Annotated in this window: 12 protein-coding genes and 3 tRNA genes; 9 read left to right on the forward strand and 6 right to left on the reverse strand. The window is 64.3% G+C overall.

Annotation, left to right across the window (positions count from 1 at the left end; translation table 11 throughout):
- Positions 1-4: 4 nt before the first annotated feature.
- Both OO015_RS01975 and OO015_RS01980 read right to left on the reverse strand, forming a co-directional pair.
- Positions 5-751, reverse strand: coding sequence for an FhaA domain-containing protein (locus OO015_RS01975; RefSeq protein ID WP_265939271.1), 747 nt, complete (start codon positions 749-751; stop codon positions 5-7).
- A gap of 43 nt (positions 752-794) precedes the next feature.
- Positions 795-1,826: a molybdopterin-binding protein gene (locus OO015_RS01980; protein WP_265939273.1), complete on the reverse strand. Its 1,032-nt coding sequence runs from the start codon at positions 1,824-1,826 to the stop codon at positions 795-797.
- Between the two features lie 102 nt (positions 1,827-1,928).
- On the opposite strand from OO015_RS01980, the gene rpe reads away from it, so the two are divergent.
- The 3 genes from rpe (at position 1,929) to OO015_RS01995 (ending at position 2,953) form a co-directional block, all read left to right on the forward strand.
- Positions 1,929-2,645 (forward strand): ribulose-phosphate 3-epimerase, encoded by a 717-nt coding sequence (gene rpe, locus OO015_RS01985; RefSeq protein WP_265939275.1) that lies wholly within the window; start codon positions 1,929-1,931, stop codon positions 2,643-2,645.
- Between the two features lie 106 nt (positions 2,646-2,751).
- A tRNA-Arg gene (locus OO015_RS01990) sits at positions 2,752-2,827 on the forward strand.
- Positions 2,828-2,865: 38 nt separating this feature from the next.
- Positions 2,866-2,953 (forward strand) — tRNA-Ser (locus tag OO015_RS01995).
- Positions 2,954-3,278: 325 nt separating this feature from the next.
- Here the strand turns inward: OO015_RS01995 and OO015_RS02000 are convergent.
- Complete coding sequence (locus OO015_RS02000) at positions 3,279-3,464, reverse strand: hypothetical protein (RefSeq protein ID WP_265939277.1); 186 nt, start codon at positions 3,462-3,464, stop codon at positions 3,279-3,281.
- A gap of 512 nt (positions 3,465-3,976) precedes the next feature.
- Between OO015_RS02000 and OO015_RS02005 the strand changes: the two genes are divergently transcribed.
- Positions 3,977-4,063, forward strand: a tRNA-Ser gene (locus OO015_RS02005).
- Positions 4,064-4,146: 83 nt separating this feature from the next.
- On the opposite strand, the gene proS is transcribed toward OO015_RS02005, so the two are convergent.
- A complete protein-coding gene (gene proS / locus OO015_RS02010) occupies positions 4,147-5,601 on the reverse strand; it encodes a proline--tRNA ligase (RefSeq protein WP_265939279.1) in 1,455 nt (484 codons plus the stop codon).
- 154 nt (positions 5,602-5,755) lie between these two features.
- Between proS and OO015_RS02015 the strand changes: the two genes are divergently transcribed.
- Entirely contained in the window at positions 5,756-6,874 is a 1,119-nt protein-coding gene (locus OO015_RS02015) for a 6-phosphofructokinase (protein WP_265939280.1), read from the forward strand.
- A 5-nt stretch (positions 6,875-6,879) separates the two neighbouring features.
- Positions 6,880-7,911: an AIR synthase family protein gene (locus OO015_RS02020; protein ID WP_265939282.1), complete on the forward strand. Its 1,032-nt coding sequence runs from the start codon at positions 6,880-6,882 to the stop codon at positions 7,909-7,911.
- Here the strand turns inward: OO015_RS02020 and OO015_RS02025 are convergent.
- On the reverse strand, positions 7,908-9,113 hold the full coding sequence (locus OO015_RS02025; protein WP_265939284.1) for an endo-1,4-beta-xylanase: 1,206 nt from the start codon (positions 9,111-9,113) through the stop codon (positions 7,908-7,910). The two genes, OO015_RS02020 and OO015_RS02025, sit on opposite strands and share 4 nt — an antisense overlap.
- 296 nt (positions 9,114-9,409) lie before the next feature.
- Between OO015_RS02025 and OO015_RS02030 the strand changes: the two genes are divergently transcribed.
- Complete coding sequence (locus OO015_RS02030; protein ID WP_265939286.1) at positions 9,410-9,961, forward strand: DUF3090 family protein; 552 nt, start codon at positions 9,410-9,412, stop codon at positions 9,959-9,961.
- A gap of 3 nt (positions 9,962-9,964) precedes the next feature.
- Here OO015_RS02030 and ggt read toward each other — a convergent pair whose 3' ends face one another.
- Positions 9,965-11,560: a gamma-glutamyltransferase gene (ggt, locus tag OO015_RS02035; protein WP_265939288.1), complete on the reverse strand. Its 1,596-nt coding sequence runs from the start codon at positions 11,558-11,560 to the stop codon at positions 9,965-9,967.
- A 115-nt stretch (positions 11,561-11,675) separates the two neighbouring features.
- Here ggt and OO015_RS02040 point away from each other — a divergent pair, with 115 nt between their 5' ends.
- Together OO015_RS02040 and OO015_RS02045 are read left to right on the forward strand one after the other, a co-directional pair.
- Positions 11,676-12,587, forward strand: a complete 912-nt coding sequence (locus OO015_RS02040) for a ribonuclease Z (protein WP_265939290.1) — start codon at positions 11,676-11,678, stop codon at positions 12,585-12,587.
- 287 nt (positions 12,588-12,874) lie between these two features.
- On the forward strand, positions 12,875-13,306 hold the full coding sequence (locus tag OO015_RS02045) for a hypothetical protein (RefSeq protein WP_265939291.1): 432 nt from the start codon (positions 12,875-12,877) through the stop codon (positions 13,304-13,306).
- Positions 13,307-13,318 lie beyond the last annotated feature (12 nt).

Genomic DNA, 13,318 nt, shown 5'->3' on the forward strand with positions numbered 1-13,318 from the left:
TGACTCACGCCCCTGGAAGCGAGAACTCGAGTACGACGGTACCGAACACAACTCGATCACCGTTGCGGAGTGGAGCACGCTCCACACGCATGCCGTTCACGAGCGTGCCGTTGGTCGAGCCTCGATCGATCACCTCGAATCGACCGTCCACGTACTCGATCCGCGCATGGTGCCGGGATACATCGAGCGCTTCGAGGACAATGTCGTTGTCCAACGCGCGACCGATCGTCGTCACGCGCTTTCGGATCAGATACGTCTGTCCGGTCAGCGGCCCCTCGACCACGCGGAGGAAGGCTCGCGGAACGTTGCCGGTATCTTGGAGGACGCGATAGACCTCCGTCCGCTGCCACGTTTGCCGCCCAGCGAAGTCGTCCGGAGGAAGCTCAGCCATTCTCGCCTCGACAACGACTTGCCGCCGCGGCACCGCCGGATCACCGACGAGTCGCACACGCACCTGGTCCACGAACCCGTAGTCACGCTCCTCAGCGATATCCAGCAACCATTCCTCGAGCTGGAGTGATAACGAGTCAGCGAAGTCCGCGAACTGCACGAAATCGTCAGGATGCAGCCGAACGAGGAAATCGTTCGGTACGATCGGTCCTTCCGGTGTGGCCAGCTGCTGGGCATCCATCGCGCGCTCGAGCCGGCGCGCGATCTCAGCCGGTTGGACCGTCGTCCGAAAGATTCGCCCGACGGTACCTTCCATCAAACGCTCGACGAAGTCTTCGAACTGCTGCAGCCGGTTCAGCATCCCTCATCCCGTCACCCGTGGCGAGTATACGCTGCACCACCGGTCACGACCCCATGCTCCGACCGGAGCGCCAATCCCGCGGGAGTCGTGCCTGATAGGTATCTTCGAGTAGCCCGCCATGTGCGAGCCGGGCAAAGAGCGACCGGCCTACCGGCTCCCCGGCCAGCACGTACGGTACGACGAGGTCGAACACTGAGACTCGACCGTACAGCTCGCAGCTCGCGAGCCCGAGGATGGGCACCTCGCTCCGGTAGGCAACCCAGAACATGGTTCCAGGATCGACCGGTGCACCACGCACCGCGAGTCGTGCACCGATCGGCCGAAGAGCCCGCAGGAATGCATCGTCCGGGTCGAGCATGATCGATCCAGCCGTCAAGACCAGCTCGATCCCCTGATCGATCCACTCGGCGAGACGCTCGGCGATACGCTGCGCCTCGTCCCGGTCGAGTCGTGTCGTTTCGACGAGCTCAGCACCGAACCGGGCGAGTTTCTCGTGCAAGGCTCGTGCAGCGACATCGACGGCCGCTGGCCGCACTCGCTCGCCGGCTAGCAAAGCAACCCGGCGCAGTCGGAACGGTACAACCCGCACGACCGGTCGCCCACCGAGCTTGCCGAGCGCTCGCGCCAGTCGATCCTCAGGGACGAAGTAGGCCGGTGCCTTGACGATCGCGATCGTCTCACCCGGCTGTGCGACTCGCCCGTCGAGGACAGTCGCAACAAGCGCCAGCCCGCTTCGGACCAGCCGCTCGAGTCGCGTACTGTCGACGCGCACGACACCGGAGATCGACGCCCGCACATTGACCTGTCCCTGATGCGGTGGGTCGAGTTCGGTACCATCCCCTGTCACAGCTTCGGCGATACGCGCGGAAGCAGCGTGCTGCTCGATTTCACCCGGGTCCGGAACTGCGATCGGCACACGAATGCCCGAATACCTCCCGATCTTTTCGAGAAACTGCTCGAGCGGAAGACCACGCCGAAATTGTTGCCGTCCGTCCGCTTCGAGAACGACATCGCGCCGCAAGATCGCACCAGCTGGGACGGGATCGCTTCCGACGACATACCAGGTTCGCCTCATGACCCGTTCTCCTTTCGATCCCTCGGCAAGCGTAGCGAAGGGCCGAGTACACTCAGTGAGCGGTCGGGTTGACCGCCCGGAGAAGCTCATCGAGGGATCATCATGGCACTTTCATTCGGCTCCAGACGGCCGATGCTCTCACCATCGATCTTGAACGCCGATTTCTCCCGCCTCGGAGCGATCGTCCAGGAACTCGAGCAGGCGGGCGCAGATGCTGTGCACCTCGACGTGATGGACGGCCGTTTCGTCCCGAACATCAGCTTCGGTATCCCGGTCGTTGCTGCAGTCCGGCGTTCGACACATTTGCCGCTGGACGTGCATCTCATGGTTGTTGAGCCGGAACGCTACCTGTCCCAGTTCGCCGAGGCTGGCGCGACCCTCTTGACTATCCACGTCGAGGCGACCGTCCATCTGCATCGCACCGTCAGTGCGATCAAGGAACTCGGTCTCCTCGCTGGAGTCGCGCTGAACCCAGCAACACCCCTGGCTGCCATCGAGGAAATCCTCCCCTTCGTCGATCTGGTACTCGTGATGACCGTCAACCCCGGCTTCGGTGGCCAGACCCTCATTCCGGCCGTACTGAAGAAAGTCGAACGGTTGCGTCGAGCGATCGACGACGCCGGACTCTCGTGTCTCATTTCCGTCGACGGGGGAATCAAGCTGTCCAACCTGGAGTCCGTGCTGCGTGCGGGTGCCGACGTGATCGTGACTGGCTCAGCGCTCTTCGACAATCATAGCCCACCGGGTTCGCTCCTTCGGCTGTTCCGGGAGCGGCTGGACGCGGTCGTCGCGCGTGGAAGGCCGCCTTCCGGGCAATAAGGCTCGCGTGAACTAGCTGGAAGTGCAGCCTTGCACACCGGGTCCGGAGCGTGCTATACTGTCGGGTGCCGGTGGCAGGGAACACCGGCAGACGAAACGAAAACGTGCGCCCGTAGCTCAGTGGATAGAGCGTTAGGTTGCGGACCTAAAGGTCGGGGGTTCGAGTCCCTCCGGGCGTACCAGGTATGCGTGCAGGGCTTCGGCCCTGCATCTGCCATGTGGAGGGGTGTCCGAGTGGTTTAAGGTGCCGCTCTCGAAAAGCGGTAGGCGTGACGAGCGCCTCGTGGGTTCGAATCCCACCCCCTCCGCTCTCTCGCGCCGCTGCGCACTGACGAGTGTGCGGGCGCGTTTTTCGTTCTCGAAACCACGGGAGACAACTTCCCGCGTTATTCTGCATTCTGCTCCGCACCGACTGAAACGCGAGTCCATCTCAGAGCTTCCCCTTCCAGCATGCAAGAAAAGCGGTTCCCCCATAGTGTGCAATCACCGGTCAAGCATTCTGCCGAGAAGCATCCGTGGCGCCCAGCTCGGGGCAACCAACACGCTGAGATATGGTCGATACCAGGCGACAAAGCCACCGAATGCGAAAGCCATTGCGGCGATGAGCCCACCGAGCCGAGAACGCCAGAGTACCTACGCCAGCGCACAGGTTCCGATAGCTGCCCAGAGGACATGGCTCGCAGCGAAGAATTCCATCCAGAAATACGGGAGAAGCTCGGTGCTCCAGGACAGGAGATCCATCAGCAACGCCGGGGGATAGAACGACAAGGTCAGTGGATCAGCGACGATGGGATAGCCGCCGAGAATGAAGGTGCCCAACAGGCAGACTCACCATCCACCAAAGCCCGGTGGAAGAACGCTCGGAACAGGTCGTGCTGGTCGATCAGGTCGTACGGAACGAGATACTCTCGACGACCCAGGAGAGGCCAGAAAAAGAGCCCCCAGAACGATACAAGGAAAAGAAGATCGAGTACCAGCGACCAGGCATGCCGCATCCGCCGATGCATCACACCGACGATGACCGGGCTCTTCATCGTTCCGGACGAACCTGTTCCTGATCACGGCCGAGCAGGCAGAGCGCCTTCCACTGCGATGCGTTGACGGTCGGCCAGTGCGGAGCACGCCCCCTGCCGACACCAGCGTCCCAGACGCGGTCGGCGAGAGAGCTCGGCAGTGGCGCAGGCCGACGATGATCCGGTGCGTTCGCGCAGGAGGAGCACCTTCCCACACCGCAGAATGACCACGGCCTTTTGCACGCCACCCATCGCTTGCTCCGGAGCGCATCGTCCAGGTAGACTTCAGTATTGGCACACGATCGATCAGCCTTGCGCGGAAGGGTCGCATAGTGGCCGAGTGCGCACGGCTGGAAACCGTGTGGGGGCGCAAGCCCCTCGTGGGTTCGAATCCCACCCCTTCCGCCGTGACGAGCCATCGGTGGGCAGAACGGGCCGGGTGCAAAGCCCGGCCCATGATGCGTCTTTCGATCCTGCCAGCCAGAAGTTCAATACGCACGCGCCCAAATGACCTGATACCGGCCAGGAGAACCACACACGAGGCACGGCTCCATTTCGGACGGTTGTTCGAACGGTATGCACCGGATCGTCGCCTTGGTTTCCGCCTTGACGCGGGCCTCACAGTCCGGGCTGCCGCACCAGAAAGCCCGATTGAATCCTGCGTGCGTCGCGACGCGCTCCTTCAACCGCTCGTAGTCTCGAACGTCCTCGGTATGCCGATCGAGCATCTCGCGAGCCGCTCGGAACAGGCTCGCCTGAATCGACGCGAGTTCCTGCTGCACGGCATCGACGACATTCGCGATTGGTACCGTTCGACGCTGGCCCAGCACGTCACGCCGCACCAACGTGACCTGGTCGTTCGCCACGTCACGCGGCCCGATCTCCAGTCGGATCGGTACCCCCTTGAGATCCCAGTCGTTGAACTTCCAACCGGGTGTCTTGTCGTCGCGGAGATCGGCATGGACACGAACCGTCCGTCGCAACATGGTGCGCACGCGCTCGACCGCCTCTTCGACCTGGCGGCGCTCCTCGTCCTTGCGCCAGATCGGAACGATGACGACCTGGATCGGCGCCACGCGAGGCGGGAGTTTCAGGCCACGGTCGTCACCGTGCACCATCACCATCGCACCGATCGTCCGATGGGAGAGTCCCCAGCTGGTATTGAAGGCATACCGCCGCATTCCTTCTCGATCCAGGAACATGATCTCGAAGACCTTACCGAAATGATCCCCGAGGTTATGCGAAGTGGCGGATTGCAGGGCCCAGTGCTTGCCACCCATCATCGCCTCGATGGTGTAGGTGCGGAGCGCACCAGCGAACTTTTCCGATTCGGTCTTCTGCCCCGGAATGACCGGAATCGCGAGTTCGGACTCGACGAAGTCCCGGTAGACCTCGAGCATCAATCGAGCCCGTTCTTCCGCCTCTTCCAGCGAAGCGTGGACGGTATGGCCCTCCTGCCAGAGAAACTCCAGTGTACGGAGAAACGCGCGTGGACGCTCCTCCCAACGGACGACGCTGCACCACTGGTTGATCAGGATGGGCAAATCGCGGTAGGACTGTACCCAGCGCGCGAACATCGGGCAGATGATCGACTCGGAAGTCGGACGAACGGCCAACGGCTCCTCGAGTTCCTTGTCGCCGCCGCGCGTGACCCAAGCGACCTCCGGCGCGAATCCCTGGATATGCTCCGCCTCACGCTCGAGGTAACTCTTCGGGATGAAGAGCGGGAAATAGGCATTCTGCACGCCCGTCGCCTTGATCCGGCGGTCGAGTTCGGCTTGCATGTTCTCCCAGAGGGCAAAGCCATAGGGCCTGATCACCCGGGTGCCGCGTACCGGCGACTCGTCCGCCAGCTCAGCCTTTTGGATCACTTCGACGTACCAGCGGTCGAAATCGTCTTCTTGCTCGATGAGTTCCTCGACGTACTTCCGCTCCGTCGTCATCGCTCGTACTCCCCCAGGGAAACTCCAGCACCATGCTCGCCATCACCGCGCTCGCGTAGAATGCGCAGGGGCTCTGTCGGGGCGGACATCGGTTCGTTCTCGACGCTGAGTATACCTGTCTGTCCGCGGTACGGAGCCGAAACGGGGGGCCGAGGTGGCGAAACGACGCATCGGAGTGCTCACCGGTGGTGGCGACGCACCGGGCCTGAATGCTGCTCTCCGCGCCGTCGTCAAGACAGCGATCCTCCGTTATGGTTGGACGGTCGTCGGCTTCCTCGACGGATACGAAGGTGCCATTCTGGGCCGGGTCTGCGAACTCGGCCTGGACGACGTGCGCGGCTTACTCGTGCGCGGCGGCACGATCCTCGGTGCTTCCAACCGCGCGAATCCATTCTGGTTCCAACACCCCGATTTGGGTGATACCGAGCCGCGCGACCACAGTGCCACCCTCATCGCGACCCTGGAGCGGTTCGCCCTCGATGCGCTCGTCGTCATCGGAGGAGAAGGAAGCCTCACGATCGCGCACCGGCTGCACCAGCTCGGCGTCCCGATCGTCGGTATCCCCAAGACGATCGATAACGACGTCCGCGGTACGGCTCAGACGATCGGCTTCGATACCGCGGTTACCACTGCGACCGACGCGATCGACCGGCTCCACACGACCGCGGAGAGTCACCATCGCGTGATGCTCGTCGAACTGATGGGTCGGGACGCTGGTTGGATCGCGCTCCATGCAGGCGTGTCGGGTGGCGCGGACGTGATTCTCATCCCGGAACTTCCCTTCACATTGGAACGCGTCGCAGCAGTCGTCCACCGGCGTCGCGAGCGCGGCCGTCACTTCACGATCGTCGCGGTCGCCGAAGGAGCGCGACCGTCCGGCGGCGAAGCGGTGTTCGAGCGCACCGGTCCGCTCCCCTATCAGCGCAAGTACGGTGGTATCGCAATCGCCTTGCAACAGCAGCTGGCCCAACTGGTTCCAACGGAAGTCCGTGCGGTAGTGCTCGGTCACTTGCAGCGTGGCGGCTCGCCGACCCCAGCAGATCGCGCACTGGCGACAGCTCTCGGCGCAGCGGCAGTCGACGCGCTCGCCCAGGACGAACAGGGGATCATGGTCGCCGTACGAGCCCATCCGACCGGTCAAGTGACCTGGGGGATCGTTCGCGTGCCGCTCGCCGAGGTCGCCCGCGGCCCACGATTGGTACCGCTCGATCATCCGCTTCTGCTCGCGGCCCGCAACATCGGCATCAGCTTCGGGCAGGCAGACGAGGGGTGAGAGGCGTGCCGGAGCAGCGACTGCACATCGGCAAGTTGCCGGCCGATCTCCTGGCGAGTTTCCTCGGCAGGATCGCACTCGACGATACGGTCGTTCTCGGCCCCGGCATCGGCCGTGACGCCGCTGTCGTCCGCGTCGGCGAGCGACTCGTGGCACTCAAGAGCGATCCCATTACGTTCGCGACGGACGCGATCGGTTGGTACGCCGTGAACGTCAATGCCAACGATATCGCCTGCCTGGGCGCTATCCCCCGCTGGTTCTTGGCTACCGTCCTGCTCCCCGAGACAGCGACGGTGGAACTCGCCCAGCGTGTGCTGGACGACCTCGCGCACGCTGCCAGTAGCCTCGGCATCGCGCTCGTGGGTGGCCACACGGAAATCACAGCTAGCCTGGATCGTCCGATCGTCAGCGGGACGATGGTCGGCGTCTTCGAGCGAGAGCACGTCTTGCGACCCGAGCTCGCTCGCCCAGGCGACGCGATTCTCCTCGTGCGCGGCATCGCGATCGAAGGCACGGCGCTCCTCGCGAGGGAGTGCGCACGCACACTCGAGCGAGCGCTCGGCCCCGAACTCCTGGCACGCTGCCAGGCCTTCTTGACCGATCCCGGGATCAGCGTCCTCGGTCCGGCCAAATTACTCTACGAGCAGCTCGGCCCAGCGCTGCGATACCTGCACGACCCGACGGAAGGTGGCCTGGCGACTGGCCTGCACGAGCTCGCAACCGCGTGCGGCACAGGCATCCGGGTCCGGCAGCAGGCGATCCTGGTGTACCCTGAGACAGAAGCGGTGTGTCGTGTGCTCGCTCTGGACCCGCTCGGACTCATCGCATCCGGTGCCCTCCTCGCGGTCGTCGCACCCAGTGTGGTCGAAGAGGCGCTTCGCGTGCTCGCCGAGTCCGGAATCCCCGCCACGCAGCTCGGCTGGCTCGACCCTGACCCTGACTGCCGCATCCTCCTGACCGAAACCGGTGCGCAACCGTTACCGACGTTCGTCGTCGATGAAGTGGCGCGGCTATTCGCCGACGGAGGCTGCACTTAGCGGGGCTTCGGCATCGCACTCAGCGCACGGTAGGCTGGACGCGGCGACCAATCCGCGTTGAGCACTGACCAGGGGCCTTTCTCGTCATCCGGCCCGACGATCGTCGAGAAGTTCAAGTTCCAGACGAACATCCCGGTGACCCACGGCCACGCGCGCCGTGCAAGATCGAAGGCTTCGACAAGGTACGCCGCCTGCTGCTCCTCGCTGACGTACTGACCGTACTCGTAGCCGGGAGCGGGATTCTTCGTCGTCCAGCCGAACTCAGTGATCCAAACCGGTCGCTGGTCACCATGTTTTTCCATAATCGCGCGCAGCTGCTCGACGCGGCGGAAATAGAAGCTCGGATGATCCCGCCAGCCAGGGCCCGGACCGGGGCGCTCCGGCCAGAGGGTATCGGGGGGATTCAGCGTCGCGTTGGCATGAGTTCCGAGAATATCGAAGTAGCGCGTCCATTGGCCACCGTCGAGCTGGTAGAAGGCCTCCAAGTACAGTGCGTCATCGATCGCGAGGTTGGGGTCGTTCACGCCGGTCGGTGTGAGACTCCCTGACACGACGATCGCGCTGGAGTCGCCTTCCTTGACGCCCTCGTATCCCGCCCGGAGCAACCGCGCGTAGCCGTCGACCCGGATCGGGCCGTAGACGTTGCTCGCGATATTCTGTTCGTTCCACACCTGCCAGGCCTGTACCAGCCCTCTGTACTGCGCAGCGAAGCGGCGCATCGCCGCACGGAAGACACTGAGGTCCCGCACGATCGCACCCGACGTCTCTCGCGCCCAGGCCGGAGCCGAGACCACCGACACCAGGATCTTGAGTCCGTACTCCGCATAGATCGGGAGCACGCGATCGAGCGGACGGAGGTCCCACTGCCCCGGTTGCGGCTCGTGCGATTCCCACTGCACCTGGACGCGCACCCAGTCGAAACCAGCAGCCCGCACAGCCTCGGCCGTGCGACGATTGAACGGTTCCCCGTCCTCGTCACCGCGCCAGGCGACATTGAAGCCGTAGGCGAATCCCGATCTCGCGCTCGGCGGTGTCGCGGTTGCTTGCTCCACGCGAGTTCCCGGTGTCGTGCTGTTCGGTGTCCGGGCGGCTGACACCGAACTGGAAACCGGCGTCGCAGTCGGTGTCGGATAGACGACCGGGCTACGGCAGGCCGGGAAGAGCATCCCCCCGACCAGCACGAGGAACCGTCGACGGTCCATCGCTTCCACGTCCTTTCCGCTCGGTTCACAAGCGTACCTTCTCCGTCGTCCTCGCGCGTCTCCTTTTTGCAGCGAACCATCGCCTGCCACCGCTCGCCGCGAACGAATGCCGAGAAATTCCACAACTTCTTCCTTGACGAAGTGTCGTAACCCCGGTATAGTGAGAACGGTTCCGCTCGTCCTCGACGGTAGGAACCGGTTTTGGTGTTGCAAACGTCCTCCCTCCCCTGCCACACCCATCCCCCACCTCACCGTGCGGGCGTCGGCCGGAGCCGGCGCCCGCTGGTGTATCCTCAATGGCGGCGATCGGCCAGAACATGGAGCGGGAGATGGTCGGACGGCACGAATACCCGGAACTCACTGTGCTCGAGGCGGAGGCGATCGGGCAACCAGGCCAGCGACGGTTCCGGTTGATCGCTGGAGTCGGCCTCGACCTCGTCTCGCTGTGGATGGAAAAAGAACAGCTGCAAGCGCTCGGGCTGGCGATCGAGCAACTGTTCGAGCAACTCCGGCTGGCCGGACTCCTCCGCTCGCGTATTCCGGAAGAACCTGCCACCCGGCAAACCCCGCTCCCCCCGGACATTCCCGAGTACGTCGTCGGGAAGATGGCCATAGGGTACGACGAGGAGCACCAGCGCATCGCGATCTTCGCGCACGATATCGAACAGGACGAAGATGAAGATCCCGTCTTTGCAGGACGTGCGACGCTTCCGGCCGCGAAGGCGCTGGCCAGCCAGATCGCACGCGTCGTCGCAGCTGGTCGACCCCGTTGCCCACGCTGCGGCGCGGTCATCGGTCCGGAGGGCCACGTCTGCCCGCACGACAACGGGCACCTTCCGCTCGAATGATGCTCACCAGCCCAACGCGCACCCTTCGGCCCGCGGGTCCGACGCCCCACGCAGAACACCATCGTCTCCGATCAGGATAAGATGCGCGTGCCCCATGAGCGAGGCCCATGGCTCGGTCACTTCGACACGATGCCCACGCCGGACCAGTTCCGCACGTGCGCGCTCGGCGAGCAGCGGCTCGAGATAGACCGTCTCGTGCTCCTCACCAGGCTCCCGGCGAGAAACCCATCGCGGTGCCTCGATCGCCTGCTGTGGCTCGAAACCGAAGTCGACGATGCCTGTCACCAGCTGCAGATGGATGACCGGCTGGCTGTGCCCCCCCATCGTGCCGAATACGGCCCACGGCCGACCATCCTGCAGCAACATCGCTGGTATCAGCGTGTGCAACGGTCGCTTTCCCGGTTCCAGCACGTTCGGCGACCGCTCGTCCAGGACGAAGCACGCCCCGCGGTTGTGCAAGACCATGCCAGCAGCCACGAGCCCACTACCGAACGAGTTATAAAGACTCTGGATCAGCGAGACGGCCCGGCCCTCTCGGTCGACAACGCACAGCGCGATCGTGTCGCTTTCCCAGTTCGGCGCCGGGGGAATCGCCGCCCGGTCTGGATCGATCCGGGACCGGAGCTCGGCAGCGTACGATTTGTCGAGAAGCCGGTGGACCGGCACAGTGACGAAGGCCGGATCACCGAGGTACCGGTCGCGGTCAGCGAAAGCGAGCTTCTTCGCTTCCAGCATGAGGTGCAGGAGCTGCGGCGATCCCCAACCGAGGTCGGTGACCGGAAAACCCTCCACGATGTTGAGCAACTCCAGCGCTGTCACACCTTGCGTGTTCGGTGGGAGCTCGACGACCTCGACAGTACGGTACGTCGTGCGCAGCGGTTCGGTCCACTCCGACCGATGCGCAGCCAAATCGTCGGTGCTCATGACCCCGCCCTGCTCACGAATGACTGTGACGATCTCCTGCGCGATCGGCCCACGGTAAAAGACATCCTGACCACCCTCGGCGATCGAGCGCAGTGTCTCGGCCAGCGCCGGCTGGCGAAGCACCGTGCCAGGGGACGGTACGCGCCCTCCGGGCAGGAACCGGGCTGCGGCGGCAGGCTGGCGACGGAACGTTTCCACCTCTTGCGCGATCGCCGCCGCGAGTTGCCGGCTCACCGGGAAGCCCTGCTCGGCATACCGGATCGCTGGCTGCAAGAGCTCGCCGAGTGACCGCGTGCCGCAGCGCTCGAGGACGGTCGCCCAGGCGTCGACCGCACCAGGTACCGTCACGCCCCAGGGGCCCTTCGGTGGGACGGTGCGATAACCACGAGATCGCAGATCCTCGGCTGTCAGGCTACGCGGTGCTCGCCCGCTACCGTTGAGCGCCAGGAGCCGTTGCTCGCGGGGCTCCCAGATCAAGAAGAAGGCATCGCCACCGATGCCGCACATGTGCGGGTAGACGACCGCCAGAACCGCATTCGCCGCGATCGCCGCATCGACGGCGTTGCCACCCTCCTGGAGGACGCGCAAACCCGCCACGGTCGCCAGGTAGTGCGGTGTCGCGACCATCCCCTCGGTCGCGAGCGTCGTCGGTCGACCCGTCACGAAGTCCACCATCGCTCGCCTCCAACGCACGAACGTCTCGTCCCGGCCGGCATCCTAGCACGTCCGGCCGGAAGGCCCAACGTGGTACGATTCGCGACCGGTGCAGCGAAGGGACGAGTCGTTGGGCATGATCGACGTCTGCTTACTCGGCACAGGCGGGATGATGCCGCTCCCGGAGCGCTGGCTCTCTGCGCTCCTGGTGCGGTGCGAGGGGCACACGATCCTGATCGACTGCGGTGAGGGAACGCAGATCTCCTGGCGATACACCGGCTGGGGGTTTCGCGAGCTCGACACGATCCTCCTGACACACCTCCACGCCGACCATGTGGCTGGCTTGCCGGGCATTCTCTTTTCGCTGGCCTTCGCGGAGCGCGAAGAACCCGTCCGCATCGTCGGCCCTCACGGGACGACTCGTATCGTTCATGCGCTGCGCTCGATCGTCCCCGTGCTCCCGTTCGCCGTCGAAGTGACCGAACTGGAAGGGACGAGCGAGCTGGTCCTGCCCGGCGGGATGCTCGTCCGGAGCCTACCGGTCGCGCATCGCGTTCCCTGCCTAGCCTACGCGATCCATCGCCCACGTGGCCGACGCTTCTTGCCGGAGCGGGCTCGGGCACTCGGCATTCCGGTGGAGTTCTGGCGCCGACTGCAGCATGGCGAACCGATCGAGCTCGCTGGCCGCACGATTTCTCCCGACGACGTCCTCGGCCCTCCCCGGCGCGGCATTACCGTCGCATTCGTGACGGACACCCGCCCGACACCCGATCTCCCGGCGTTCGTCCGCGACGCCGATCTCCTCGTCTGCGAAGGGATGTACGGAGACCCTGCCATGTTGCCGCGTGCCGTCGAGCGAGGACATATGGTCTTTCACGAAGCCGCTGAACTGGCCCGCACGGCTGGCGTACGACGACTCTGGCTCACGCACTTCAGTCCTTCGCTCACCGATCCCGAAGTCTGGCTCCCGCTCGCGCGTGCGATCTTTCCTGCGACCGAGATCGGCCCCGTCCACCGTACCGTCACCTTGCGTTTCCCCGACGAGTGAACGGCCGATCTTCTCCAGCGGCCGCCATATGCCCCGTCTTGCGGCAACACTCTGGGAAGTCGAACCCGAGCGCAATCGGTTCACTGCGCCGCCCCGACGATCCGGACTCGCCGCTCTGCACCGGCTGCGACTGTGATAGACTGTCCAGCAGAGTGGGTCTCTCGCTGACACAACCTGCACTCGGTCGAGCTAGCGATCCAGCGCGCCCAGCTCGCTGAACCGGTTCATCGCGACCCGAACGCACACCGTACGTGGGGTGATCGAGTTCGTGCCTCGGAGGTGAGGAGATGAACAGAGCCCTGACACGCCGTGAGATCCTGATGCTAGCCGCCATCGTCCTCCTTGCTTGTCGCCGACAGCGCGGTCAATTGGTCACGACTGTCAATGTCGAACTCGATGAGTACGTCATCCGCGTTGACACGGCGCAAGTACCGGCTGGGCGAGTGCGCTTCGTCACCACGAACGTCGGGCAGCTCGAGCATGAACTCATCGTGCTGCGCACCGATCTACCGGCAGACCAGCTTCCCTACAGCGAGGCGAAACAGACCGCTGAGGAAGAAGAAGCCGGTGAGGTCCTTGGCGAAATCGAGCCGGAGGACTTACCACCAGGCAAGACCGCTGAAATGACGCTCGAGCTTCCCGCTGGGCACTACGTTCTCCTTTGCAACATCCCCACGCACTATAGGTTGGGAATGCACCTCGACTTCCGCGTCGTCTAAGGGTGGCGTATT

It is taken from the genome of Thermomicrobium sp. 4228-Ro (genome assembly GCF_026241205.1).
In the GTDB taxonomy this organism is placed as follows: domain Bacteria; phylum Chloroflexota; class Chloroflexia; order Thermomicrobiales; family Thermomicrobiaceae; genus Thermomicrobium.